Genomic DNA, 25,309 nt, shown 5'->3' with positions numbered 1-25,309 from the left:
TAGGAGGCGCCCCAAACGCTTGCAATATCACGATTTGACGCCCTTCCGGCCCCCCGTTAGAATAGCGGGATGGAACTCAGGGAATTCTTCGCCGAAGACGCGATCCAACTGGATCTCGCAAGCAGCAGCAAGGACGACATCCTCAAGGAGCTCATCGGGCTCCTGCGCCTCAACGAGAAGGACGAGGCGACGCTCTTCAAGATGCTCAAGCGGCGCGAGCAGCTTGGCTCCACCGGGATGGGGCGCGGCATCGCCATCCCCCACTGCCGCTCGATGGTCGTGAGCAACCTGCGCGTGGCCTTCGGCCGCAAGAAGGCCGGCGTCGACTTCAAGGCCCTCGACGACAAGCCAGTGCACTTCTTCTTCCTCATCGTCGCGCCGCCGCTGGAGGTCTCCAACCAGTACCTCCCGGTGCTGGGCAAGATTGCCCAGTTCTCCAAGGACGCCGAGGTGCCGGAGAAGCTGATGGGCTTGACGGAGCCCAAGCAGTTTATGGAGTTGCTGGCGGCGAAGGGCGTCTAGGGCGGCTGCTCAGTGGCGGTCGATCGTCACGCGCCGAACGTCCCGCCCCAGCTTGTCCTTCACGCGCAGCACCTGCAACACGGCCGCAGCCGCGAGCCCGGCCGTCAGGCCCCACCAGAGTCCCGCCGCGCCTAGATCGAAGCCGAAGGCCAGCCACGCGCCGAGCGGGATGCCCACCGCCCAGAACGACAGCGCGTGCAGCAGCGCCGGGATGCGCGTGTCCCCCGCCCCGCGCAGGATGCTCGCGCTGATGACCTGCGTGCCGTCGAACACCTGGAACACCGCGGCGATGGGAATGAGTGACGCCGCCAGCGTGAACGTCGCGGCATCGCGCGTATAGACGCCCGCGAGCGTCTCCGGCACCAGCGCGAACAGTACCGCGCAGAGCGCCATAAACCCGACCCCCACCGCCAGCGCCGCCACCGCATCGCGCCGCGACGCCGCCACGTCGCCGCGGCCGATGGCGCGGCCCACCATCACCGCGGCGGCGCCGGCCACGCCCATCGGCACCATAAACGTCATCGACGCGAGGCTCAGCGCGATCTCGTGCCCGGCCAGCACGGTCGTCCCCATCCAGCCGGTCATCACGGTGGTCAGCCCGAAGGCACCTGCCTCGGCGAGGAACTGCAATCCCACTGGCAGCCCCAAGCGGAACATCCGGAGCAACGGTGCCAACGTCGAGCTCTGCGGGTCCCAGCGGCGCAGGTATTCGCGAATGCTCGGCCAGGCCCCGGCCAAGACCACCAGCGCCATCACCCAGCGCGAAATGGCGGTGGCCTTGGACGAGCCGATCACGCCGCCTGGGGCAAAGCCGAGATTGCCGTAGATGAGCACCCAATTCAGGAAGCCGTTCAGCACGTTGCCGACGACCACTCCGAGCACCACCGGCCACACCCGGTGGAAGGCCTGCAGCACCTGCCGCAGCATATTGAACGCGAAGAACGGCAACATCCCCGGGATGCTCCAGTGCACGTAGGCAGCCGCGAGCGGCACGACTTCGGGTGGCTGCCGCAGCAAGGCCAGCACCGGCGTGGCGAACAGGAAGGTGCTCGACACCACCACCGCGACGATCACGGTCATCAAGATGCCGCGCTGGATCCCGCGCGCGATCTGCCGCTCGTCGCCCGCGCCGATGCCCTGCGCGATGACGGGGTCCAACGCCATCAGGATGCCGATCCCGATGATGGAAACGCCGAAGAAGTAGAAGTTGCCGAGGCCGCCGGCGGCGAGGTCCACCGACGAGACGCGCCCGAGCATTATCGCGTCCACGAGGCCCATTCCCTGCATCCCGACGTTCACGAGCACGATGGGCGCCGCCAGGCGCGCCATCTCGGTCAGCTCGGACTTGGTTGGGCGGAGGGCGGCGAGTCGCATAGGGGAGAGGGAAGCTAACTGCGTTCACCACAGAGGGCACAGAGGGCACAGAGAACTACAACGGCGAGGGGAACGGCGAGAACAACGGCGACAGCAATTGGAACGGCAACAGCAACGGCGTTCAACGCAGAGGGCGCAGAGAACTGCCACAACAAAGGCTTTGGGGGTCCGCGCCGAATCGTCGGTGCGGACCCCCCAAGCAGTTTCCGTTGTGGTGCTCTGCGATCTCTGCGTCTCTGCGTTAACAGCAGTAGGGAGTTGGAAGTAGGGAGTTGGCAGTCTGCAGTTCTCTGTGCCCTCTGTGCCCTCTGTGGTGAACCGCAGTCCTCAGCTCACTCCCACTCGATCGTCGCCGGCGGCTTGGAACTGATATCGTACACGACCCGGTTCACGCCCTTCACCTCGCGGATGATGCGGTTCGAGATCCGCCCGAGCACCTCGTGCGGGAACGCGTACCAGTCAGCGGTCATCCCGTCGGTGCTGGTCACGGCGCGCAGCGCGATGACGTGCTCGTAGGTGCGGCCGTCGCCCATCACACCCACCGAGCGCACGGGCAGGAACACCGCGAAGGCCTGCCAGATTTCCTGATATAGCCCGGCCGCGCGGATCTCCTCGAGGTAGATCGCATCGGCACGCCGCAGCGTCTCGACGTTCACCGGGTCCACTGCGCCCAGCACGCGAATCGCGAGGCCAGGCCCCGGGAACGGATGCCGTCCGACCATCTCCTCGGGCAGCCCGAGCTCGCGGCCCACGTTGCGCACCTCGTCCTTGAACAACTCGCGCAGCGGCTCGATCAGCTCGAACTTCATATCCGGCTTGAGCCCGCCCACGTTGTGGTGCGTCTTGATCGTCGCGCTGGGGCCGCCCTTGGCGCTCACCGACTCGATCACGTCGGGGTACAGCGTCCCCTGCACGAGGAACTTGGCGTCCTTGCCTTCCGCCGCGGACGCGTCCTCGAAGACATCGATGAAGGTGTGCCCGATCGCCTTGCGCTTCTTCTCGGGATCGTCCAGTCCGCTGAGTGCATCGAGGAAGCGCTGCTCCGCCCGCACCGTCACCAGCTTGATGCCCAGGTGCTGGCCCATCGTGCGCTCCACCTGCTCGCGCTCGTGCAGACGCAGCAGGCCCGTGTCCACGAAGATGCAGGTGAGCTGGTCGCCGATGGCCTTATGCACCAGCGCCGCCGCCACCGAGGAGTCCACGCCGCCCGACAGGCCGCAGATTACCTGCGCATTGCCCACCCGCTGGCGGATCTTGGCGACTTCCTGGTCGATGAAGTGCCCCGGCGTCCAGTCGGGCGTGCACTTGGCGATGCGGAAGAGGAAGTTCTGGATCATCTCGGCGCCACGCACCGAGTGCGCCACCTCGGCGTGGAACTGCATCGTGTGGATCGGCTTGGTCGCGTGGCGGAAGCCCACCACGGGGTTGCCGTCGCTGCGGGCCGTGAGGACGTAGCCCTTGGGCACCGTCTCCACGTGGTCGCCGTGCGACATCCACACCACGCTGCGCTCGCCCGCATCGAAGCCCGCGAAGATCCCGTCGTTCTCGACGACTTCCAGCTCGGCGCGCCCGTACTCGCGGCGTCCCCCGCCCTTCACCTCGGCGCCGGCCTGCTTGGCGATCCACTGCATCCCGTAGCACACGCCGAGCACCGGCGCGACGTCGAGAATGCCCGGATCGAAGTCCGGCGCACCGTCATCGCTCACCGAGCTCGGCCCACCGGAGAGGATGATGCCGCTGGGCTTCCAGTCCCGGATCCACTCCAGGCTGCGCGTGGGCGGATGGATCTCCGAGTACACGCGCGCTTCGCGCACCCGTCGCGCGATGAGCTGGGTGAACTGCGAACCGCAGTCGAGGATCAGGATCCGGGAACCGGGATGCGTCACGTCTTCCACTCCGCCCCGTCGAGCTTGATGAACTCGACGTGCTTGGTCTGTAGGTCGAGGATGGCCGCCGACGGCGCCCCGTAGAGCCAGCCGCAGGCCTCGCCGGGGTTCACGATCAGCGTATCGTTGCGCGTCTTCATCTCCTGTAGGTGCGTGTGCCCGTGCACCACGACCGCGTGGGCGAGCACCGAGCGCTCCACCACCTCGCCGATATCGTGCACCACCAGCACCTTGTGGTCGCCGACCTTCATTCCGTGCGGCGACTCGAACAGCTCCTGCCCCATCGCCTGCGCCGCCGTGGCGCGCAGGCCTTCCATATCGCCGTCGTTGCGCCCGAACACGCCCGCCATCGCGATGCCGTGGTCCTGAAACGGCTTCAGCGAGAACGGCGAGCAGAAGTCTCCCGCGTGCAGCACGAACGTCACCTCGCGCTTGAGCATCTCGCGCAGCAGCGCGTCAATCGCCGGTACTCGGTCGTGCGTGTCCGACATCAAGCCGATCCGCATCAAGCCTCCTGCCATTGGGGGGACTGCACTTCCATCCGGACCAGGTCCGTGTACTCCTCGCGTTCCGTCACCACCGCCCAGCGCGTGCCGTCCACCAGCACCTCCGCGGCGAAGGGCCGGCCGTTGTAGCGCGTGGCCATCGCCGAGCCGTAGGCACCGACCGTGTGCACTACCATCAGGGCGCCCGGCGGCACGTCCGGCAAGGTGCGGTCCACGCCGAGAAAGTCGCCGCTCTCACAGACCGGCCCGACCACATCCGCGATGATCTCACCGCCGTGCGTCGCCACCGGCTCAATGTGATGGTAGGCGTCGTAGTGCGACACACGGATGAGCTCCGTCATCCCGGCGTCGCAGACCAAGAACTCCACTCCGCCATTATGCTTGCGATAGAGCACCTCGGTGAGCAGCACCGCCGACGCCGCCACCAGGTAGCGCCCGTGCTCCATCACCAGCTCCACGTCACCCAGCGACTCGACGGCACGGCGCATCAACGCCGCGTAGGCCTCGAGGTCGGGCTCGGGCTCCTCCGGGCGGTAGGGCACGGGCAATCCGCCGCCCAGATCGAGGTATCGGATTGGTGCGCCCTCGGCGCGCAGCGTGTGCGCCAGTTGGATCAGCTTGCGTGCCCCGTGCTCGTAGGCGCCGTACGAGAACAACTGCGAGCCGACGTGCATATGCAGGCCGCTGAAATCCAAACCTGGCAGCGTCATCCCGATGCGCGCCACACGCAGGGCGTCATCCAGCGGCACGCCGAACTTGTGCTCCTTGTCGCCGGTGGCGATGTACTCGTGCGCGTTCTCGATCTCCACGTCTGGGTTCACGCGCAGCCCGACGGTGACGCGCTTGCCGAGTTCCACCGCCAACGCCGAGAGCTGCCGGAGCTCGGCTTCGCTTTCGACGTTGAGCAGCTTCACGCCCACCCCGACCGCCTCCGCCATATCGCGCGCCGTCTTGCCCACCCCGTCGAAGACGATGTCTTCGGGGCGGAAACCGGCGCGCAGCGCGCGGAACAGCTCTCCGCCGCTCACCACGTCGGCGCCAATGCCGGCCTCGCGCAGCAGGCGCAGCACGGCGCCGCTGCCGTTGGACTTCACGGCGAAGTGCACGCGGTGCGGGATGCCAGCCAGCGCCTGCGTCAGCCGCGCCGCGCGGTCGCGGATCACCGATGCCGAATAGACGTATGCCGGCGTGCCGACGTGCTTGGCAATCGTCGCCAGCGGCACGCCGTCCGCGTGAAGCGCACCCTCGCGCCGGGTGAAACCTTGGGCCATCAGTACGCCTTGGCCCACAACACCTCGTGCTTGGCGGGTTCACCGGTGACGAGGCAGGTCGCCTGCCCGCCCGGCGTGCGGAACTCCTCGTCAGGAATGACGCGGATGGTCGCCTTGGTCTCTTCCTTCACCTTCGCCTCGATGGCCGGGTCGCCGTTCCAGCCGGCATACACGAAGCCCCCGGAGCCTTCCATAATCTGCTTGAACTCGTCGTAGCTCTTCACCGCGCGCTGCGAATTGGCCTCGCGCCGCGCCCTGGCGGCCGCCAGCAGGTCCGTCTGGATCTGATCGAGCAACTTGGCCACGGACTCCGGCAACCCGGCCATCGGGATGGCCGCCTTGGCCCGCGTGTCGCGGCGCGCCGAGAACACGGACTGCTTCTCGAGGTCCTTGGGGCCGATCTCCAGCCGCAGCGGGACGCCCCGCATCTCCCACTCGTAGTACTTGGCGCCGGGCTTGATGCCGTCGCGATCGTCCACCTTCACGCGCAGCCGATCGGTGGCGCCACGGCCAGTCCACGCGCCGAGCTCCTGCTTCACGCGATGCGCCGCCTCGACGATCCGCGCGCGCTCCTCGTCGCTCTTGTACACGGGCACGATCACCACCTCGACGGGCGCCAGCTTGGGCGGCGTCACGAGGCCGTTGTCATCGGAGTGCGTCATCACCAGCCCGCCGACCATCCGCGTGCTCACGCCCCAGGAGGTATTCCACGCGAAGGCCATCTCGCCATTCTGGTCCTGGAACTGCAGCTCGAAGGCCTTGGCGAAGTTCTGCCCCAGGTTGTGCGAGGTGCCGGCCTGCAGCGCCTTGTTGTCCTGCATCATCGCTTCGCAGGAGTAGGTGCGCAGTGCGCCGGCGAACTTCTCGCTCTCGGTCTTGAGGCCGGTCACCACCGGCATCGCGATCCAGCCTTCCATAAACTCGCGGTAGATGCCGAGCATCCGGCGCGCTTCTTCCTCGGCCTCGTCGTGCGTGGCGTGCGCCGTGTGCCCTTCCTGCCACAGGAACTCCAGCGTGCGCAGGAACAGCCGCGTGCGCAACTCCCAGCGCACCACGTTGGCCCACTGGTTGATGAGGATGGGCAGGTCGCGATAGCTCTGCGTCCACTTCGCGAACATATGGTAGATGATGGTCTCCGACGTCGGCCGGACCACCAGCGGCTCCTCGAGCAGCTTGCCGCCGCCGTGCGTGACCACCGCCGTCTCCGGCGCGAAGCCCTCCACGTGCTCGGCTTCCTTGCTCAGGAAGCTCTGCGGGATGAACAGCGGGAAGTAGGCGTTCTCGTGGCCGGTGGCCTTGAACATATCGTCGAGGGCGCGCTGCATCCGCTCCCAGATGCCGTAGCCATTGGGACGGATCACCATCGAACCCTTCACCGGCGAGTAGTCCGCCAGCTCGGAGCGCAGCACCAGTTCGTTGTACCAGTCGGAGAAGTTCTCCGCCCGCGTCGTCAGCTTCTTGTCGTCAGCCATCGTCAGTCCTAGCGTCCACGCTGCGTCTGCAGCCAATGACGCAGCCCGTGCATCGCCTGCGCGTCGCCGCTGAGCGCCGCGCCCGCATCCACCGCGTGCGTCGCGGCCCCCGTCAGCTTGCCGAGCAGGCTCATTGCCTCCACGGCCCCGTCTTCGCGGAAGTACACCACCGCGCTCGCTCCCGCCTTGCGCGCGCCGTCCACCTGGTTACGCGTCGCCTGGCTCTTGTATCGTTCCTCGTTCATCCCGTGCGCGGCGCTGAACCCGGCGTCGCGCAGCGCGCGGGCCAGCTTGAGCACGTGCGCGTACGGCGTGTCGATGGCGCCGTTGCCGGCGACGATCACGAAGTCCACCGCATCCTGCTGCGGCTCGGGCCAGAGGCCGCGCTCCGTGAGCAGCTCGCCGAGCACCACGTCGCCCATCCCGAAGCCCAGCGCCGGCAGGTCCGCGCCGCCGATGGCCTTGAGCAAATCGTCATAACGTCCGCCGCCGCAGATGGCGCGCAGCTCGCCTTTGGCGTCGAAGAGTTCGAAGACCACGCCGGTGTAGTAGGCAAGTCCGCGGACGATCGAGAGGTCCAGCGTGACCCAGTCGCCGATGCCCAGTGCACTGCAGTGCTCGAGATATCGCTTGAACCGCACCAGCGGCTCGGTCGCGGGCGTCGGCGCGACCGTCTCGCCAAGCTCCCGCCACAGCTCTTCAAACGTCGTCCCGCTGGCCAGCGCCAGCACGCGGTCCACGAGCGCGGACGCCAGTCCCGCCGCCGCCAGCTTCTCCGCGCTCACCTCACGCGGCTGCCGCGCGACCTTGTCGAACACCCCGAACACCGTCGGCCGCTGCTCGGCTGACACGCCCAGCGCATCGAGCACCCCGGTCAGCAGCCGCCGGTCGCTGACCCGCGCCCGCACGTCCTCGTGCGTGAGCCCGAGCTCGCGCATAATGTCCACCGCCACGCAGAGCAGCTCGGCGTCCGCGACCTCGCTGGCCTCGCCGACGATGTCCACGTTGAGCTGGAAGTGCTCGCGCAGGCGCCCGCGCTGTGCCCGCTCGTAGCGGAAGAGCTGCGGGATCGAGAACCAACGCAGCGGCTTGCGCAGCGCGCTTGCCTTGGCCCCGACCATCCGCGCGAAGGTCGGCGTCATCTCGGGGCGCAGCGACACCTCGCGCCCGCCCTTGTCGGTGAAGTTGTAGAGCTGGCCGACGATCTCGTCGCCCGACTTCTTCGTGTACAGGTCCAGCGGCTCCAGCGGCGGACCGTCGTACTCCACGAACGCATACTTGCGCGCGACGGCCCGCCAGGCACGGAAGATGTGCGTGCGGCGGGCCAGCTCGTCAGGATAGAAGTCGCGGAAACCGGGAAGTGCAGTCGAACTGCTTGCCATTCCGCAATTTAGCCGCCCGTCGGAGACACCTGCAACCGCGCCATCGCATCGCCCACGGTGTGGAAACTCCCGGTCACCAGCACGGTCGCGCCGCGCTGCGTGGCGAGGGCCAGCGCACGCTCGAAATCCACCTCCCGTTCGGCACTCCAGCCCCGGGACCTGGCGTAGTCGAGCACCTCGCCGCTCTGCCAAGCGCGGCTGGCCGGGGCCGAGGGCGTATCGGTGAGCACGAAGTGGTCCACCACCCCGCTCAGGGCCGAGAGCATCCCCCGCCAGTCCTTGTCCCCCAAGATGCTCACCAGCGCCACCACCGGCCGCGCCGGGGCGCTGCCCTCCAGCGTCAGGGCCGTCACGGCCGATCCGTCCGGATTGTGGGCCACATCGAAGATCCAGTTCCCGTGCCGCGAGAACCGCCCCGGCAGTCGGACGCTCCGCAATGCGGGCAGGTCGTCCTCCGCCGGCCGCCGCAGGTCAGGCGGCAGGGAGTCCAACATCGTCAGCGCCGTGAGGGCGTTCTGGGCTTGGTGGCGACCGGCCAGCGCCGTCGAGACCTCCAGCCGATCCCCACCGCGCAGCCAGGTGAACGCCGTACCCGCCGCGCTCACGCGGATGTCGTCGGCACGGCCCTCTTCCGCCACCACCCGCACCGGCACGGCGCCGCGGCGGTGCGCCTCGGCCGCAAGCAACTGCCGCACGTCCTCGTCCGGCTCCCCGACCACCGCCGGCACGCCGGCCTTGTAGATGCCAGCCTTCTCCGGCGCGATGCTCTCGCGCGTCGTGCCGAGCCACTCCGTGTGGTCGATGCCGATGCCGGTCACGCCCGCCACGAGGGGCTGCACGACGTTGGTGGCATCCAGGCGACCGCCCAGCCCCGTCTCGATCACCGCCACATCGACGCCGGCGTCGAGAAAGAGCTGGAAGCCCATCGCCGTGGTGGCTTCGAAGAACGTCGCCCCGTGGCGCTCCACCGCCGGCGTCCAGCGCTCGAGCCAGGCCGCGATGTCGGCGTCGTCAAGCGGCTGGCCGTCCACGACGAAGCGCTCGCGGAAGTCCACGAGGTGCGGCGAGGTGTACTTGCCCACGCGGAGGCCGCGGGCCCGCAGCGCCGCCTCGAGCATCGCGCAGACGCTCCCCTTGCCGTTCGTCCCGGCCACGTGGAGCACACGCAGGGCGCGATGCGGGTCGCCGAGCTCAGCGAGGAACCCCGTCACCCGCTCGAGCCCCAGCTTCCATTGTCCGGTCGTGCGCGCGAACAGCGCGTCCAGCGCCGCCCGGTAGGCGGCGTCGCTCAGCTGGAGGCCCAGCCCATCGCCGCCGGCTTGCCGCTCATATGGCGCAGCAGGGCGCCCACGACGCGCTTGAGCTGGTGCCGGTGCACCACGCGGTCCACCATCCCGTGCGTGAGCAGGAACTCCGCCGTCTGGAAACCCTCTGGCAGGTCCTGGCCCAGCGTCTGCTTGATCACGCGCGGTCCGGCAAAGCCAATGACGGCGCCCGGCTCGGCGATGATGGCGTCACCCAGCATCGCATAGCTCGCGCTCACGCCGCCGGTGGTCGGGTTCGTGAGGATCGACACATACGGAATGCGGCGGTCCGCCAGCTGCGCGAGCATCGCCGAGGTCTTGGCCATCTGCATCAGCGACAGCACGCCTTCCTGCATTCGTGCACCGCCCGACGCCGACATCACGATCAGCGGCCACTTGCGCTCGAGCGAGCGCTGGCCGAGCCGCGCGATCTTCTCACCGACCACCGAGCCCATCGAGCCGCCCATAAACGCGAAGTCCATCACGCCGAGATTCACCGGCATCCCGTCCATCGTGCCGCCGACGGTGAGAATGGCGTCGTGTTCGCCGGCCTTCTCGAGCGCCTTCTTCAGGCGCCCCTTGTACTCCGGGAATTCCAGCGGATCCACGGACGCGAGGTCTACGTCCTTCTCGTCCAGCGAGCCCTCGTCCAGCAGCAACGCCGCGTACTCGTGGGCCCGGATCCGGCGATGGTAGTCGCAGGACGGGCACACGTTGTGGTTGCGGACGAACTTCTCGCGGATATCGGTGTGCCCGCAGGCCTCGCACTTCTCCCAGGCGTCCGGAGGAATCTCCAGGCGTTGGGCGCGCGGGGGGCGGGGCTTCTTATCCTTACGGAACCAAGCCATAGGCGGAAAATGGGGCCCCGTGACCTAAATCACTAGCCCGTCGGCCTTTCCTCGGCCTTCCGCCGAAATCAGCGCCAGGATCCCCACGCTGAGCCAACAGGCCAGCATAAAGGAGCCGCCGTAGGAGAAGAATGGCAGGGGGATGCCCGTAATCGGCATCAAGCCGATGGTCATCCCTACGTTGATGAGGATGTGCGTGAAGAGGGCCGCCGTGAGCCCGAAGGCCGCCAGCGAGGCGAACTGGTTGCCCGAGCGCGCCGCGATGCGGGTCGTGCGCAGCAGCAGCACGCAGAACAGCGCCAGCACCACGGCGACGCCGACGAACCCGAACTCCTCGCCAAGCACGGAGAAGATGAAGTCGGTTTGCTGCTCCGGGAGGAAGGCGAGGCGCTTCTGGGATCCGTCGGTAAAGCCTTTGCCGAGAAAGCCGCCGGAGCCGATCGCCACCTGCGACTGGATCAGGTGATAGCCCGAGGCACGCGGGTCGCTGGAGGGATCGAGAAAGACCAACAGGCGCCGTTGTTGGTACGGATTCAGCTTGTCCCAGAGGATCGGGGCGACGACGCCCATCGCCACATTGGCCAGCACCAGGGCCGTACTCTCCAGCCACGTGGGGCGCTTCCAGGCCACGAGCGCGAGCAGGAGCAGGAACCACGCGCCCCAAACTCCCGGGCCGAATGCCAGCACTAGGGAGATACCCGGACTGGCCGCCATCAGCAGCAGCGGCCACGAGACGCCACTCCAGAAGAGCATCGCGAAGAAGATGCCGATGAACACCAAGCCCGTGCCGAGGTCGGGCTGGGCCATAATCAACAGCCAGGGGACGCCGACGATCAGCGCCGGCCTCGCCAGGCCGAACAGCGACGTCGCGGCTTCGCGCTGGCTGCTCAGCACGCGCGCGAGCATCAGCACCACGGCGATCTTGGCGAGTTCGGAAGGCTGGCCGAGGCGTACGCCGCCGATGGCCAGCCAGCTCTTGGTGCTCGCCGCGGTCCCCGCGCCCTGTCCGATGAACACCAGCAGCAGGAGCAGGAACACCGCGATGGCGTATGCCGGCACCGCGCCCCACTCCAGCACGCGCACCGAGAGCCGGGTGACCGCGTACGCGCCAAGGAGACCGAGCACGGCCCAGACGACCTGCGTGCGCCAGAGTGTCAGCACGAAGTTCGGCACGTCCGTCTGCCCCGCGGAGTACACCATCGCCACGCCGAGCGCCGTGAGCAGCAGCGCCAGCGCCACAAGCGGCCACTCCGTCGGCACAAGGCGTGCGGGCATCAGGGCCCCTCGGTGGCCGGCAGCGCCGCCACGGCCTGCTTCAGGTAGTGCTCGATGATGCGCGTCGCCACGCGCGCCGCGCGCCCGCCGCTGCCGCCGAACTCCAGCAGGACCGCGACGACGATCTTCGGATCCTCGGCCGGCGCGTACCCGACGAACCAGGCGTGGTCGCGGCTCTGGTCCTGCGCATTCTGCGCGGTGCCCGTCTTGCCGGCCACCGCGATGCCCTCGAGACGAGAGCCGATTGCAGTGCCCCGCCCCACCACCGCCGTCATCGCGTCCTGGAGCTGACGCAACTGCTGCGGCGTGATGTTGAACATCCGCGTGCGCTCCGATTGTCCGCGCACCACTTCCGGACGGGCCGCCTCACCGTCCGTGGCCAGCGCCGTGTAGAAGCGCGCCATATTCGCCACCGTCTGCGAGTTCTCCCCCTGCCCGATGGACAGGTTCAGCGTCACCGCCGTCGTCCAGCCGCGCGGCCCGAAGAGCCGATCGTAGTACTCGCGCGCCGGATCGGTCGGGAACACCGAGCGCGTCTCGGCCGGCAGGTCGATGCCGGAACGGTCGCGAGATCCAAGCCGCAGACCGCCGGCCACGAGATTCTGCAGCCCGATCCGCAACCCGAGCTGATAGAAGTACGTGTCGCAGGAATGTTCGATCGCCTCCGCCAGCGTCACGTCGCCGTGTCCGTCTCGCTTCCAGCAGCGGAACGCCCGATTGCCGAACTGGAAGCTGCCCGTGCAGGGCACCTGCATCTTCTCGTCGATGCGGACCTGGCCGGCCTCCATCGCGATGATGGCCGTGTGCAGCTTCCAGATCGAGCCCGGCGGATATGCGCCCTTGATTGCCTTGTTGTACAGCGGACGGCGCTCGTCTTCCTGCAACTGCTCCCAGTAGTCACGTGGAATGCCACCGATGAACCGGTTGGGATCGAAGGTCGGCGCCGAATGCAGCGCCAGCACCTCGCCCGAGCGCGGCTCCATCGCCACCACGCCGCCCATCAGCGTGTCGGCGAACAACCGGTGCACGAAGCGCTGCAGGTCGAGGTCGATGTTCGTGTATAGCGCCGCCGGACGCTCCGGCGCGAGGTCCGGACGCGCCTGCTCGCGCACCACTCGGCCGCGGGCATCCACCTCGATGAACCGCGCGCCTTCCCGGCCGCGCAGCCGGTCTTCGTACTGCCGCTCCAGCCCGTCCTTGCCCACCTGCTGGCCCGGCTTGTAGTCGCGAAAGCCCTCCTGCTCGAGCTCCTGCTCGCTGATCTCACCCGTGTAGCCGACGATCGCCGACACCGCCGGTCCGTCGGGATAGTGCCGGCGCGGGGCCGACTGGATGATCAAGCCCGGGAACTCGACGCGGCGTTCCTCGAGGATCGACACCAGTTCGAAGCTCGCGTCGGGAAACAGGACCGTCGGGCGCGACGGCACGCGCCGGAAGCGCCGCACCGCCGCGCCGATCTGCTCCGGCGACACCGGCACCACCTCGCCGATGTGCCGCATCATCACGCGCAGCGAATCCTCGGTGCGCGCCAGCAACGAGATCGAGTAGCCCGGAAGGTCTTCGGCAATCACCTGCCCCGTGCGGTCGAGGATCATCCCGCGCGGCGCCGGCAGCGGCACCTCGCGCAGGCGGTTCGTCTCCGCCTGCAGCACGAAGCGCGCGCCGAGCAACACCTGCATCCGGAAGAACGATCCCGCCAAGAACAGGAACGTCAGGAAGAGCAGCGCCGACGCGATACGCCCGCGCTCCTGCACGGCATTCGGCTGAAAGCTCATCGCGTCCTCCGCGCCTCAAGCGCCGGGCGTACCACGGCCAGCACCAGCACGCCCGCCGCCGCCGTCGCCAATGCCGAGAGCGGTGTCCACGCGAGCAACTGCCAGACCAGGGTCATCCCGCGCAGTCGGCCCTCGGCCAGCGTCGCCACGACATCGAAGCTCAACTTCCCAAGAAACACGAACACCGCGTTGATACCGAGGTCGTCAGCGAAGAACGCCGCCTTCAAGCGCGATGCGCCGAAGGCCATCAGCGTCATCGCCAGCGCACCGGATCCCAAGGCCTCGGGTGTCATTGCGTCCACCACCGCGCCCAGCAGCAAGCCGACCACCGCGGCGGTGCCGGGACGCACCCGCACCGCCACCATCAGTATGCCGATGACGAGAAAGTCCACGCCGGCGCGCCAGTCCAGCAGCGGCCGCAGCGTGAAGTGCAGCGCCACCAGTGCCGCCAGCACCAGCGTGATGAGGATCGCGCGCGAAAGGTTCATCGCAGGCTGTCCCCCGCCGTGCCCGTCACCGCCGCGCTACCGGACGCCGCTGCCGCGCGGCGCAGCGAGTCGGCGGCGAGGCTGTCAGCGGCGGCCCGCACTCGGCGCTCCAGCACCTCGACCCGCGGTCGCCACACGCTCTCCACACCCTCGGCGCTGCGCTCCGGCGCGAGGACCATCACCGAGAGCAGCTCGCTCGGCCGCACCGCCGGCCGCACCAGATAGCTGCGTGCCCAGCCGCTGCCCGCGCCGCCCATCGCGCGCACCACGGTGCCAATCAAGATGCCGCGCGGAAACACGCCGCCCAGCCCAGAACTCACGACCGGCGTCCCCGAGCGCAGCACCGCGCGATACGGCACGCCGTGCAACTCAAGCATCCAGCGGTCCGCGCCCTGCCCTTCGTGCGTCGTGACGATGCCGAACGCGCCACCGTCGGGGGTCGTGGCGCTGACGCGGAAGTCCGGGTGCGGCCACACGATCGCCACGCTTGTGCGAGCGTCCACGTCCTGCACCATTCCCACCAGTCCCTCGGCGCTCACCACCGCGCTCAAGCGCTGTACGCCCTGCGTGGCACCGGCCGACAGCAGCAGCGTGTGCTCGTCCACGCCGCCGCGGGTAACCAAGGCCTCGGCCGGCACAAAGCCCCAGCGCAAGGCACGTCCAAGGCCGAGCAGCTCGCGCAGACGCGCATTCTCCGCCTCCACCGCCGTCAGGCGCTGGCTGCGCATCGCGACGCTGTCGTGGAGCACCCGCAGCGAGTCCTGCGCGGCCAGCGCGCGCCCGGTCTCCAGCGCACGGGTCTGCAACACGGCAAGCGGGCCCGTCAGGTTCCCGCGGATGACCGCGGCGACGCGGTCGCGTGGCGCGTCCGGCAGCACCAACAGCACCAGCGCGACCATCGCGCAGACGATGGCAACCGCGGTATCGACACGCGAATCTCCCCGTGCGGCGCGCGGCACGTGGGCCCTCGCCTCAGGTGCTCAGCACCGACCAGTACTTCGCCTCGTCGTCGAGGATCCGTCCCGTCCCGCGCACCACGCAGGTCAGGGGATCCTCGTCCACGTGGATCGGCAGTCCCGTCTCCTGCGTCAGCAGCACGTCGAGGCCGCGGATCAGCGCACCGCCGCCGGTCATCACGATGCCGCGATCCACGATGTCGCTGGCGAGCTCGGGCGGCGTGATCTCCAGCGCGCGGCGCACCGCGTTGACGATCTGCTGGATCGGCTCCTGCACCGCCTCGCGGATCTCCTGCGAGTGCACGCGCACCGTCTTCGGGATGCCGGAGACGAGGTCGCGCCCCTTCACTTCCATCTCGCGCTCCTCGCCCAGCGGCGCGGCGCTGCCGATCTGGATCTTGATCTGCTCCGCCGTCGGCTCACCGATCAGCAGGTTGTAGCTCTTCCGCATAAACTGCACGATGCTCGCGTCGAGCTCGTCGCCGCCGGTGCGGATCGACGTATCGCTGACGATGCCCGAGAGCGCGATGACCGCGATCTCGGTCGTCCCACCGCCGATGTCGATCACCATATTGCCCGTCGGCGTCTCCACCGGCAGCCCCACGCCGATCGCCGCCGCCATCGGCTCGGCGACCATAAACACTTCCTTGGCGCCGGCGCCGAGCGCGGAGTCGCGCACTGCACGCTTCTCGACTTCCGTGATGCCGCTCGGCACGCAGACGATCACGCGCGGCTTCACCTTGAAGACGTGATTCTTGATGATCAGCTCGAGGAAGAAGCGCAGCATCTTCTCGGTGACTTCGAAGTCGGCGATCACGCCGTCCTTCATCGGACGCACCGCAACCACGCCATCAGGCGTGCGGCCGAGCATCCGCTTCGCTTCGAGGCCAACGCCCTTGATCTTCTTCGTCTCGCGATCGATCGCGACGACGCTCGGCTCGTTGAGCACGATGCCTTCGCCCTTCACGTAGATCAGCGTGTTCGCCGTTCCGAGATCCACCGCAATGGCATTTGCGGGCAGGAATCCACCGTTTTGGAAGAACGGGAGCTTGAACATTGCGGGGGAGCGGGGCGAGGGCGGAACAGCTTGGCGTGCTTGAAGTTAGGCGAGAGCACTACTGGACGGAAGGCGGATGCGTCATCCGTCCGAAGTTCACTTGATGAACTTCGACGCCTCGTGGTACTCCATCCCAAACGCCTCAGCCACCCCCTGGTACGTCACCTTCCCGTCCACGGCGTTGAGGCCCTTCAGGAGCGCCGGATCCTCGGCCAGCGCCTGCTTCCAGCCCTTGTTGGCCAACTTGAGGGCGTACGGGAGGGTCGCGTTGGTCAGGGCCAGCGTCGAGGTGCGCGGCACCCCGCCCGGCATATTCGCGACACCGTAGTGAATGATGCCGTCCACGGTGTAGACCGGGTTCTCGTGCGTGGTCGCCTTGATCGTCTCCACGCAGCCGCCCTGGTCGATCGCCACGTCCACGATCACCGCGCCCGGCTGCATCAGCTTGAGGTCCTCGCGGCGGATCAGCTTCGGGGCCTTGGCCCCCGGCAGGAGCACGCCGCCGACCACCAGGTCAGCCGTCGAGATGGCCTCGAGGATGTTCTGCCGGTTGGAGAAGATGGTCTGGACGTTGGCCGGCATCACGTCGTTCAGGTAGCGCAGGCGCGGCAACGAGGTGTCGAGGATGATCACCTTGGCGCCCATTCCCGCCGCCATCTTGGCCGAGTTGACGCCCACCACGCCGCCACCGAGGATCACGACCTTCGCCGGCGCCACGCCCGGCACGCCGCCCAGCAGCACGCCGCGGCCGCCATAGAGCTTCTCGAGGTACTTGGCGCCTTCCTGCACCGCCATCCGCCCCGCGACCTCCGACATCGGCGTCAGCAGCGGCAGCTCGCGGCTCGGCAGCTCCACCGTCTCGTACGCGATGCAGGTCGCGCCGGACTCCAGATGCGCCTTGGTCAGCTCTTCGTCCGCGGCGAAGTGGAAGTACGTGAAGATCGTCTGGCCCTTGCGCATCCGCGGCCACTCGACCTTGATCGGCTCCTTCACCTTGATGATCATCTCCGCCGTCGCCCAGACCTCGTCCGCCGTCGGCAGGATCTTGGCGCCGACCGCCGTGTACTGCGCGTCGTCGAAGCCCGAGCCCAGGCCAGCGCCCTGCTCGATGTACACCGTGTGCCCCGCCGCCACCAGCGCCTCGGCGCCGGCCGGGACGAGGGCGATGCGGTTTTCGTTGGTTTTGATTTCCTTCGGGACGCCGATCTTCATTGTCAGCTACTCACTCTGATTGTTGGATTGGGGACGGATGACGGATGACGGATGCTGCGCCCATCTATGCGCATCCGTCATTCGTCATCCGTCCTATGTCGGACCCAGCCGCACTACCGTCTGCTGCTCCACCCCATAGAACGCACCGCAAACATCGGCGACGTCACCAGTGCTGATCGCATCCACCCGCGCAAGCACCTCATCCAACGGCCGGTAGGGTTCGTCGAACAGCTCCACCGCCGCCGCACGGTACATCCGCGCCGGCACGCTCTCCATCGACAGCGTGATCTGGCCCTTCAGCTGCTGCTTGCCCATCGCGAGCTCGTCGGCGGTGAGGCCGGTCATCTGCAGCAGCGCCAGCTCGCTGCGGACCACGGACACGGCTTCGTCCACGCGCTCCGGCGCGCATCCAAGATAAATGCCCTGGCTCCCCGCCGTGGCGTGGAAGCTCTGGAAGCTGTGCACGCTGTAGGCGAGCCCGAGCTCCTCGCGCACGCGCTGGAAGAGGCGTGAGCTCATCCCGCCACCGAAGAGCGCGTTGACCAGGAGCAGCGGGTGCCGTCGCTTGTCGCCGTGCGGCACCGTCGCGTTGCCCATCACCAGATGCGTCTGCTGGATGTCGCGCGCCACGTGCTTCTCGGTCGGCGGCGCGGGCACGGCCTCGGCCACGGGCATCGGCTCCAGCGGGCCCTCGCCCCTGAAGTCAGCCCAGCCGGCCGCCGTCAGCGTCGCCAGCAGCTGCTCGTGCGACACGTTGCCGGCCGCCGCCACCACCACCCGCTCGGGGCGGTAGGCCCGGCGGTGCAGTGCGCGCAGGTCCGCGATCGTCAGCGCCTCGACCGTCTCGTTGGTCCCGAGGATCGAGTAGCCGTGCGGGTGGTCGCCCCACAGCGTCTCCCCGTGCACCTCGAAGACGATGTCGTCCGGCGTGTCCTCGACCATCGCCAGTTCCTCAAGGATCACGCCGCGCTCGAGCTCGAGGTCGCTCTCCCGCAGCGCCGGCCGGAACATCAGGTCGAAGAGCACGTCCGCTGCCTGCGGCAGGTGCTCGTCGAGCACGCGCGCCTGGAAGGACGTGTGCTCGCGAGCCGTGTAGGCATCGAGCGAGCCGCCGAGAGACTCGAGGGCCAGGGCGATGTCCTTCGCGCTGCGCCGCTCGCTGCCCTTGAACACCATATGCTCGAGGAAATGCGAGATGCCCATCTGCTCGCGCGACTCGTGCAGCGCGGCCGCGCGCACCCAGGCCCCCAAAGCAACCGACCGCACTCCCGGCATATGCTCCGAGAGTACGGTCAGTCCATTCGGGAGGACGGTCCGCTGGACGCCCCGCTGGGGGGCGGTCACGACGGACGGCTCACTCACTCGCGGCCGCGGCCTCCGCGCCCGCCACGGTCGCCGCTGCGCGGACGGCGCTCACGCCGCTCGCCACCGGACTCGCCGCTGCCGTTCGAGCTCTCGCCCGCCGGCGCCTCCTCGGCACCCTCCGGCTTCGGCAGCAGCGCCTTCATCGAGAGGCGCAGGCGGCCGCGCTCGTCGCGCTCAACCAGCTTCACCGTCACCGTCTCGCCCTTCTTGACGATGTCTTCCGGCTTCTCGACGCGGTGGTGCCGCATCTCGGACACGTGCAGCAACGCCTCGGTGCCCGGCATAATCTCGATGAAGGCGCCAAAGGCCGTCACCGACTTCACCGTGCCCTCGTAGGTCTCGCCCACCACCGGCTCGGCGGTGATCGCGGCGACCATCTGCCGCGCGCGCTCCATCGCCTCGCCGCCGACGGCGGCGATCGTGACCAGCCCCGAGTCGTCCACGGTGACTTCCGCACCCGTCTCGTCCTGGATGCCGCGGATCGTCTTCCCCTTCGGACCGATCAGGTCGCCGATCTTCTCGGGGTTGATGTTCACCGTCACGATGCGCGGGGCCCACGGCGACAGGTCCGCACGCGCCGACGGCAGTGCCTTGTTCATCTCGCCGAGGATGTGCAGGCGGCCTTCCTTGGCCTGCGCCAACGCCTCGGTCATGATCTTGAGGTCCAGGCCCTGGATCTTGATGTCCATCTGGATGGACGTGATGCCGGCTTCCGTGCCCGCCACCTTGAAGTCCATATCGCCGAGGTGGTCCTCGGTGCCGAGGATGTCCGTGAGGATGGCGTACTTCTTGCCTTCCTTGATCAGGCCCATCGCCACGCCGGCCACCGGCGCCTTGAGCGGGATGCCCGCGTCGAAGCAGGCCAGCGAGCCGCCGCAGATGGAGGCCATCGACGAGCTGCCGTTCGACTCCAGGATCTCGGAGACGATGCGGATCGTGTACGGGAACTCCTCGAAGGCCGGCAGCACCGCCTGGATGGCGCGTTCGGCGAGCGCGCCGTGCCCGATCTCACGGCGGCCGGTGCCGCGCATCGGCTTGGCCTCGCCCGTGGAGAACGGCGGGAAGTTGTAGTGCAGCATAAACGACTTCGTCGTTTCCTTCGCGTCGTCGATGTTGTCCATCCGCTGCACGTCATTGGCCGTGCCCAGCGTCGCGACGACCAGCGCCTGCGTCTGGCCGCGCGTGAACAGCGCCGAGCCGTGGGCGCGCGGGAGCAGCGAAGTATCGATCGAGATGTCGCGCACGACGTTCGGCTTGCGGCCGTCGACGCGCAGGCCGGTGCTGAGCACCTGGTCGCGCAGCGCGTTGTACTCGATGTCGCCGACGATCATCCCGACGAGGCCGTGGTGTGCCGGGTCGAGGACCTCGGCCATCTCCGCCTTCACCTCTTCCTTCACCTTCTCGACCGCCTGGATGCGCGTGGCCTTGTCCTTCTGGTTGATCGCGGCCTCGATTCGCTTCTCGGCGGCCTTCGTGACCGTCTTGCGCACGTCGTCGGGGATCTCGGTCCCCTTCCACTCCATCTTCTCGACCTTGCCGGACTTCTTGAGCAGCTCGTCCTGCATCCCGACGAGCTCGCCGATGCCCTTCTGGGCCACCTTGAGCGCCTCGACGATCTCCTCTTCAGAGACCTCGAGCGCGCCGCCCTCGACCATCATAATCGAGTCGGCCGAGCCGGCGACGATCATATCGATGTCCGAGAACTCCAGGGCCTGGAAGGTCGGGTTGAGCACCCACTTGCCCTCGATGCGGCCGACGCGGACGCCGGCGATCGGGCCGGCCCACGGGATCTTGCTCGAGGCGAGCGCATAGGACGTGGCGACGAGGCCGAGCACGTCGTGGTCGTTCTCCTGGTCCGCGGAGAGGACGTAGATCACGACCTGGACTTCGTTCTGGAAGCCTTCCGGGAACAGCGGACGGATGGAGCGGTCGATGATGCGGCAGGAGAGGATCTCCTCGTCGCGGGGCCGCCCTTCGCGCTTGATGAAGCCGCCCGGGATCTTGCCCGAGGCGTACATCTTTTCCTTGTACTCGACGGTGAGCGGGAAGAAGGGCAGCGGGCTCTTCTTGTCGCTCACGGTGACGGCCGCCAGGAGGACGGTCTCGCCGTAGGTGATGAGTGCGGACCCGGCGGCCTGCTTGGCCATACGCCCGGTCTCGATGATGAGGGGGCGGCCAGCGAAGGTCCGCTCAATGCGTTGCATCATATTTTGTGTTCTCTGCGTGCCCGGGATGGGCGATGACACACGAAGCGCGCGATCCGCATCAGTGCGGTCGCGCGCTCGTGAGGGTGAAGCGCCTAGTAGCGCAGGCCGAGGTCCGCGATGATCTTGCGGTACGCGTCGATGTTGGAGCGCTGCAGGTACTTGAGCAGGCGCTTGCGCTGGCCGACCATCTTGAGGAGCCCACGGCGGCCGTGGTGGTCCTTGTGGTGGGCGCGGAAGTGCTCCGTGAGGTAGTTGATACGCTCAGTGAGGACCGCGACCTGCACCTGGGTTGAGCCCGTGTCGGACTCGTGCTGACGGTTCTTCTCGATTACCGCCGTCTTGACGAACGCCATCAGAATTCCTTGCCTGCGCTGCGCAGTGCTGTGAATGCCTAATCCGTGGTAGCACAGAAACTTAGGCCGTTCCCCACGGCCTGTAAAGGGGCCTCAACTCCCCCCGAACCACCCCAGAACCAGCCGCTTGAGGTCGTTGAACGTCACGGTCACGAAGAGCAGCAGAATCGCCGCCAGCCCAATCCGCGCGTACCACTCCTTGACCATCACCGGCAGCGGCCGCCGCACCGCGCCCTCGACCACGTTCAGGACGATCTGCCCGCCGTCAAGCAGCGGGATCGGCAACAGGTTCAGGATGGCCAGGTTCACGCTCAGGAAGGCGACCAGCGCCCAGAGGTTCTCCAGCCCAGTGCCGGTCTGTGCCGCACTTACGCTTGCCCGGGCGATCTCCACCGGCCCGCCGAGCTGACTGACCGACACGCGACCCTTGAACAGGCCGCCGAGCACGTCGAGCACGGCGCCGCCCATACTCCAGGTCGCGTTGGTCCCGGCCACCACCGCCGTCGCCAGGCCGACGCGCTCGCGGGCCGGCTCACCACGCGGCCCCACGCCCACCCGCCCCACCGGCTGTGCCGCACCGGCGACCTCGGTGGCTTCCGGCGTGATGACCAGCGTCCGTGCGGCCCCGTCGCGCCAGACCTCGAAGGCCAGCGCACGGTCCGGCGACGCGCTCACCTTCGCCAGCACCTCGTCCCAACGCTGGATCGCCACGCCATCGATGGCGCTGATGCTGTCGCCGCGCTGCATCCCCGCCAACGCGGCCGGTCGCTCGGCGACCACGCTATCCACCACGGCCGGCAGGTAGCCCTGGCCGTAGTAGGCGAACACGCCGGTGCTCACGACGATCGCGAGCAGGACGTTCATCGCCACGCCAGCGAAGAGAATCACCAGACGCTTGTAGAGGGGCTTTGACTCGAACCAACGATCCTTGGGGATCGGCAGCGGCCCGTGCGGGATCATCGAGTGCTCATCCCAATGCTTGCTGCGCTCGACGGCGCTGCCGTCCTTGTTGAGCTCGCCACCACCTTCGAGCGCCGACGCGTGCTCGTCCTCCTGCGAGGCCATCCGCACGTAACCGCCGATCGGCAGCGCGCTGATGGCGTACTCCGTCTCGCCGCGACGGAAGCTCCAGATGGGCGACCCCCAGCCCAGCGAGAAGCGCGGCGCGTAGACGCCCGCCCACTTGGCGGCGAGGAAGTGCCCCAGCTCGTGCACGAAGATCACGAGCCCAAGGACCAACAGCGGTGCGAGCCAGCTGAGCATTACGCCATCTCCTGCACGATGCGCCGGGCCGCGGCATCCGCGGCCAGCAAGGAATCCCGATCGACACCCGCGGCACCCGCGAGCTGCGCCAAGGCACGCTCGATGGCCACGGGAATACGTGCGAACTTGAGCGACCCTTCCAGCACCCGCGCCACCGCAGCCTCGTTGGCCGCGTTGAACACCGCCGGTGCTGCCCCACCCTGCTTGCCCGCCGCGACGCCCAGCCCGAGCGTCGGGAACACCTCGTGCCGCACGGGCTCGAAGGTCAGCGGCGACTGCGCCACCGGGTCGAAGCGTGGTACCCCCGCATCCTCCAGCCGTTCGGGGTAGCTCAGCGCATAGAGCACCGGCAGCTCCATCGAAGGAACCCCCATCTGCGCCAGCACGCTCCCGTCCTCGAACTCGACCATCGAATGGACGATGCTCTGCGGGTGCACGACCACTTCGATCTTCTCGTAGGGTACACCGAAGAGCACGTGCGCCTCGATGACCTCGAGCGCCTTGTTGGCCAGGGACGCCGAGTCGATCGTGATCTTCTTGCCCATCGCCCAGGTCGGATGGTTCAGCGCCTCGCTGATGCTGGCCTCGCGGATGCGCGCGGCGTCCCAGGTGCGGAAGGGGCCGCCGCTGGCCGTGATGACGAAGCGCCGGATGCCCTGCACCGGCAGCAAGCCGTCACCGCTGGTTCCCACGCGCCCCGCGAGGCACTGCAACAACGCCGAGTGCTCGGAGTCCACGGGGATGACGCTGCCGCCGTGCGCCTTGGCGGCACTCTGCACCAGCGCGCCGCCGATCACCAGCGTTTCCTTGTTGGCCAGGGCGACGCGCTTTCCCGCGCCTAGCGCCGCCAGCGTGGCGTCGAGCCCGGCGGCGCCGACCACGGCATTGAGCACGATTGCGGCCTCGGGATGTTGCGCCGCCTCGACGAGGCACTCGGGCCCGCGGCCCCAGCCGGCTGGCACTTCGCGCGCCTTCGCGTCCACGACGCCGGCATAGGCGGGCGACCACTGCGCGACGGCCTGCTGCAGCGCGTCGACGTTGCCATTGGCCGTCATCGCCGCGAAGCGAAACCGCTCCGGATGCCGCGCCACCACTCGCTGCGTCGTCTCGCCGATGCTGCCCGTGGCCCCGAGCAGCGCGATGCCGACGGGCGCCGTGGGAGTCATCGCGCCACCACGAGCAATTGCTCGAGCAAGACGTAGGCGATCGGCACCGTGAACAGCAGCGAATCCGTGCGGTCGAGCACACCGCCGTGGCCGGGAATCAGCGTCGAGCTGTCCTTCACGCCGGCCTCGCGCTTGAGCATCGACTCCACGAGGTCTCCCACCTGCGCCGCCACGCTGATCGCGGCGCCGAAGAGCACCACGCCCGGCAACGTCAACGCCAGGCCCGCATAGGGCCGCAGCACGAACTGCGAGATCAGGTATGTGCAGACGATCGTCGTGCCCAAGGCTCCCCAGGCACCAGCCCAGGTCTTCCCCGGGCTCACGCTCGGCATCAGCTTCGCCTTGCCGAACTTCTTGCCGAAGAAGAACGCGCCGCTGTCATTGAGCCAGGTGAGCAGCACCGGCAGCGCGACCAGGAGCGAGCCCGCGACGGCCGTGATGGCAAAGCGGTGGTAGCGCAGCGCATATACGAAGGCGAGCATCCCGCCGGTGTACCACACGCCGAAGAGCGTGGTCGCGACGCTCTCGATCGGCTTGCCGGCGCTGCCGCGCGTGAACAGCGCGATGGACAGCAGCAGCGGAATCAGCATCGCGATCCAGGCGATGCCCGGGATCCGATACCCAAGCCGCAGCGCGTGCAGCGCCAGCGGGATCAGCGCCGCGAGGACGATGGTCCACTTGCCCATCGGCCGCGCGCCAGCCGCCTCGGCGAGCCGCGCATACTCCCAGGCGGCCAAGGCGGAGGCGATTGACAGCAGGACGGCCAGCGGCGCGTCCCCGAAGTACACGCTGGCGGCCACCACCGGGATGGCGACCACCGCGAACGCAATGCGCTTGGCGAGCTCGCTCACGCGGGCCTCAGACGGCGACCTTTCCGAACCGGCGGTCGCGTTGCTGGAAGTCGAGGATGGCTTCGTACAGGTTGGTGCGTGACCAGTCCGGCCAGAGCACGGGCGAGATGAACAGCTCCGCGTACGCCACCTGCCAGAGCAGGAAGTTGCTGATGCGCCGTTCGCCCGAGGTCCGGATCAGCAGGTCGGGATCGGGGCAGCCATTGGTGTAGAGCCGCTCGGCGATCGCGGCTTCGTCCACCTGCGACGGCGCCAGCCGCCCGGCCGCGACGTCCTCGGCGATCATCTGGGTGGCGCGCACGAGCTCCGCCCGCGAGCCGTACGAGATGAACAGGTTGAGCGTCAACTTGCCGTTGTGCGCCGTCTGCGCGACGACGCGGTCCACCGCGGCCTTGGCCGCCGGCGCGAGGCGCGTGAGGTCGCCGAGCATCTGCACCTTCACGCCCTGGGCGTGCAGTTCGTCCGCTTCCTTCTGGATGTACTCCTCGAGCAGCGACATCAGCGCCGTGACTTCGCCTTCCGGCCGCTGCCAGTTCTCCTGCGAGAAGGCGAACAGCGACAGCGCCTCGAGGCCGACTTCGATCGCGCCCTCGACCACTTCGCGCACGGCCTTCATCCCGTTGCGGTGGCCGACGGGGCGCGGCAGCATACGCTCCCGTGCCCAGCGTCCGTTGCCATCCATAATGATGGCCACGTGCCGCGGCACCACGCCGTGCAGGCGGATCTTCGCGAGCAGCTCGGGAGCGGTCATAGCGCAGAGGGCCTGAGCCGGTGGC

22 protein-coding genes are annotated in these 25,309 nt (G+C 68.2%); 1 reads left to right on the top strand and 21 read right to left on the bottom strand.

The window, feature by feature from the left end; genetic code table 11:
• Positions 1 to 69: 69 nt before the first annotated feature.
• Complete coding sequence (locus KF689_05945) at positions 70 to 522, top strand: PTS sugar transporter subunit IIA (GenBank protein MBX3132912.1); 453 nt, start codon at positions 70 to 72, stop codon at positions 520 to 522.
• Positions 523 to 531: 9 nt separating this feature from the next.
• Here the strand turns inward: KF689_05945 and KF689_05940 are convergent, their stop codons facing one another.
• From KF689_05940 to KF689_05840, 21 genes are all read right to left on the bottom strand, one after another.
• The gene (locus KF689_05940) at positions 532 to 1,896 is read right to left on the bottom strand and encodes an MATE family efflux transporter (protein ID MBX3132911.1); all 1,365 of its coding nucleotides are present in this window, start codon (positions 1,894 to 1,896) and stop codon (positions 532 to 534) included.
• A 332-nt stretch (positions 1,897 to 2,228) separates the two neighbouring features.
• The gene (gene guaA / locus KF689_05935) at positions 2,229 to 3,782 is read right to left on the bottom strand and encodes a glutamine-hydrolyzing GMP synthase (GenBank protein ID MBX3132910.1); all 1,554 of its coding nucleotides are present in this window, start codon (positions 3,780 to 3,782) and stop codon (positions 2,229 to 2,231) included.
• On the bottom strand, positions 3,779 to 4,288 hold the full coding sequence (locus KF689_05930) for a metallophosphoesterase (GenBank protein ID MBX3132909.1): 510 nt from the start codon (positions 4,286 to 4,288) through the stop codon (positions 3,779 to 3,781). The genes guaA and KF689_05930 overlap by 4 nt, the downstream gene beginning before the upstream one ends.
• Positions 4,288 to 5,559: a diaminopimelate decarboxylase gene (gene lysA / locus KF689_05925; protein MBX3132908.1), complete on the bottom strand. Its 1,272-nt coding sequence runs from the start codon at positions 5,557 to 5,559 to the stop codon at positions 4,288 to 4,290. Before lysA ends, KF689_05930 begins: the two co-directional genes overlap by 1 nt.
• Positions 5,559 to 7,031 carry a proline--tRNA ligase gene (proS, locus tag KF689_05920; GenBank protein ID MBX3132907.1) on the bottom strand — a complete coding sequence of 491 codons (1,473 nt, stop codon included), beginning with the start codon at positions 7,029 to 7,031 and terminating at the stop codon, positions 5,559 to 5,561. Before proS ends, lysA begins: the two co-directional genes overlap by 1 nt.
• Positions 7,032 to 7,039: 8 nt before the next feature.
• Positions 7,040 to 8,413, bottom strand: coding sequence for a histidine--tRNA ligase (hisS, locus tag KF689_05915; protein ID MBX3132906.1), 1,374 nt, complete (start codon positions 8,411 to 8,413; stop codon positions 7,040 to 7,042).
• 8 nt (positions 8,414 to 8,421) lie between these two features.
• Complete coding sequence (locus KF689_05910) at positions 8,422 to 9,624, bottom strand: bifunctional folylpolyglutamate synthase/dihydrofolate synthase (GenBank protein ID MBX3132905.1); 1,203 nt, start codon at positions 9,622 to 9,624, stop codon at positions 8,422 to 8,424.
• 77 nt (positions 9,625 to 9,701) lie between these two features.
• A complete protein-coding gene (accD, locus tag KF689_05905; protein MBX3132904.1) occupies positions 9,702 to 10,565 on the bottom strand; it encodes an acetyl-CoA carboxylase, carboxyltransferase subunit beta in 864 nt (287 codons plus the stop codon).
• 24 nt (positions 10,566 to 10,589) lie between these two features.
• Entirely contained in the window at positions 10,590 to 11,840 is a 1,251-nt protein-coding gene (gene rodA / locus KF689_05900; protein MBX3132903.1) for a rod shape-determining protein RodA, read from the bottom strand.
• On the bottom strand, positions 11,840 to 13,615 hold the full coding sequence (gene mrdA, locus KF689_05895; GenBank protein ID MBX3132902.1) for a penicillin-binding protein 2: 1,776 nt from the start codon (positions 13,613 to 13,615) through the stop codon (positions 11,840 to 11,842). The genes rodA and mrdA overlap by 1 nt, the downstream gene beginning before the upstream one ends.
• Positions 13,612 to 14,103 (bottom strand): rod shape-determining protein MreD, encoded by a 492-nt coding sequence (gene mreD / locus KF689_05890; protein ID MBX3132901.1) that lies wholly within the window; start codon positions 14,101 to 14,103, stop codon positions 13,612 to 13,614. Before mreD ends, mrdA begins: the two co-directional genes overlap by 4 nt.
• Positions 14,100 to 15,062 carry a rod shape-determining protein MreC gene (locus KF689_05885; GenBank protein MBX3132900.1) on the bottom strand — a complete coding sequence of 321 codons (963 nt, stop codon included), beginning with the start codon at positions 15,060 to 15,062 and terminating at the stop codon, positions 14,100 to 14,102. The genes mreD and KF689_05885 overlap by 4 nt, the downstream gene beginning before the upstream one ends.
• 13 nt (positions 15,063 to 15,075) lie before the next feature.
• The gene (locus KF689_05880) at positions 15,076 to 16,116 is read right to left on the bottom strand and encodes a rod shape-determining protein (GenBank protein ID MBX3132899.1); all 1,041 of its coding nucleotides are present in this window, start codon (positions 16,114 to 16,116) and stop codon (positions 15,076 to 15,078) included.
• 96 nt (positions 16,117 to 16,212) lie between these two features.
• A complete protein-coding gene (gene ald, locus KF689_05875) occupies positions 16,213 to 17,328 on the bottom strand; it encodes an alanine dehydrogenase (protein ID MBX3132898.1) in 1,116 nt (371 codons plus the stop codon).
• 93 nt (positions 17,329 to 17,421) lie between these two features.
• Positions 17,422 to 18,594, bottom strand: coding sequence for an insulinase family protein (locus KF689_05870; GenBank protein ID MBX3132897.1), 1,173 nt, complete (start codon positions 18,592 to 18,594; stop codon positions 17,422 to 17,424).
• A gap of 92 nt (positions 18,595 to 18,686) precedes the next feature.
• On the bottom strand, positions 18,687 to 20,897 hold the full coding sequence (locus KF689_05865) for a polyribonucleotide nucleotidyltransferase (GenBank protein MBX3132896.1): 2,211 nt from the start codon (positions 20,895 to 20,897) through the stop codon (positions 18,687 to 18,689).
• Positions 20,898 to 20,992: 95 nt separating this feature from the next.
• Positions 20,993 to 21,253 carry a 30S ribosomal protein S15 gene (gene rpsO / locus KF689_05860; GenBank protein MBX3132895.1) on the bottom strand — a complete coding sequence of 87 codons (261 nt, stop codon included), beginning with the start codon at positions 21,251 to 21,253 and terminating at the stop codon, positions 20,993 to 20,995.
• A gap of 93 nt (positions 21,254 to 21,346) precedes the next feature.
• Entirely contained in the window at positions 21,347 to 22,516 is a 1,170-nt protein-coding gene (gene rseP, locus KF689_05855) for an RIP metalloprotease RseP (GenBank protein ID MBX3132894.1), read from the bottom strand.
• On the bottom strand, positions 22,516 to 23,682 hold the full coding sequence (gene dxr, locus KF689_05850) for a 1-deoxy-D-xylulose-5-phosphate reductoisomerase (protein MBX3132893.1): 1,167 nt from the start codon (positions 23,680 to 23,682) through the stop codon (positions 22,516 to 22,518). Before dxr ends, rseP begins: the two co-directional genes overlap by 1 nt.
• Complete coding sequence (locus KF689_05845; protein MBX3132892.1) at positions 23,679 to 24,533, bottom strand: phosphatidate cytidylyltransferase; 855 nt, start codon at positions 24,531 to 24,533, stop codon at positions 23,679 to 23,681. The genes dxr and KF689_05845 overlap by 4 nt, the downstream gene beginning before the upstream one ends.
• A gap of 7 nt (positions 24,534 to 24,540) precedes the next feature.
• Positions 24,541 to 25,284 (bottom strand): isoprenyl transferase, encoded by a 744-nt coding sequence (locus tag KF689_05840; protein ID MBX3132891.1) that lies wholly within the window; start codon positions 25,282 to 25,284, stop codon positions 24,541 to 24,543.
• Between the last annotated feature and the right edge of the window lie 25 nt (positions 25,285 to 25,309).

It is taken from the genome of Gemmatimonadaceae bacterium (assembly GCA_019637355.1).
Classification (GTDB): domain Bacteria; phylum Gemmatimonadota; class Gemmatimonadetes; order Gemmatimonadales; family Gemmatimonadaceae; genus Pseudogemmatithrix.
Note: the sequence above shows the minus strand (reverse complement) of the source record. Positions and strands in the feature narration are given on the sequence as shown.

Bases quoted from the DNA above. Each gene is read 5' to 3' on its own strand.
- KF689_05945 (MBX3132912.1), top strand. From the start codon at position 70: ATGGAACTCAGGGAATTCTTCGCCGAAGACGCGATCCAACTGGATCTC.
- KF689_05940 (MBX3132911.1), bottom strand. From the start codon at position 1,896: ATGCGACTCGCCGCCCTCCGCCCAACCAAGTCCGAGCTGACCGAGATG.
- KF689_05930 (MBX3132909.1), bottom strand. From the start codon at position 4,288: ATGCGGATCGGCTTGATGTCGGACACGCACGACCGAGTACCGGCGATT.
- lysA (MBX3132908.1), bottom strand. From the start codon at position 5,559: ATGGCCCAAGGTTTCACCCGGCGCGAGGGTGCGCTTCACGCGGACGGC.
- proS (MBX3132907.1), bottom strand. From the start codon at position 7,031: ATGGCTGACGACAAGAAGCTGACGACGCGGGCGGAGAACTTCTCCGAC.
- hisS (MBX3132906.1), bottom strand. From the start codon at position 8,413: ATGGCAAGCAGTTCGACTGCACTTCCCGGTTTCCGCGACTTCTATCCT.
- accD (MBX3132904.1), bottom strand. From the start codon at position 10,565: ATGGCTTGGTTCCGTAAGGATAAGAAGCCCCGCCCCCCGCGCGCCCAA.
- rodA (MBX3132903.1), bottom strand. From the start codon at position 11,840: ATGCCCGCACGCCTTGTGCCGACGGAGTGGCCGCTTGTGGCGCTGGCG.
- mrdA (MBX3132902.1), bottom strand. From the start codon at position 13,615: ATGAGCTTTCAGCCGAATGCCGTGCAGGAGCGCGGGCGTATCGCGTCG.
- mreD (MBX3132901.1), bottom strand. From the start codon at position 14,103: ATGAACCTTTCGCGCGCGATCCTCATCACGCTGGTGCTGGCGGCACTG.
- KF689_05880 (MBX3132899.1), bottom strand. From the start codon at position 16,116: ATGTTCAAGCTCCCGTTCTTCCAAAACGGTGGATTCCTGCCCGCAAAT.
- ald (MBX3132898.1), bottom strand. From the start codon at position 17,328: ATGAAGATCGGCGTCCCGAAGGAAATCAAAACCAACGAAAACCGCATC.
- KF689_05865 (MBX3132896.1), bottom strand. From the start codon at position 20,897: ATGCAACGCATTGAGCGGACCTTCGCTGGCCGCCCCCTCATCATCGAG.
- rpsO (MBX3132895.1), bottom strand. From the start codon at position 21,253: ATGGCGTTCGTCAAGACGGCGGTAATCGAGAAGAACCGTCAGCACGAG.
- rseP (MBX3132894.1), bottom strand. From the start codon at position 22,516: ATGCTCAGCTGGCTCGCACCGCTGTTGGTCCTTGGGCTCGTGATCTTC.
- dxr (MBX3132893.1), bottom strand. From the start codon at position 23,682: ATGACTCCCACGGCGCCCGTCGGCATCGCGCTGCTCGGGGCCACGGGC.
- KF689_05840 (MBX3132891.1), bottom strand. From the start codon at position 25,284: ATGACCGCTCCCGAGCTGCTCGCGAAGATCCGCCTGCACGGCGTGGTG.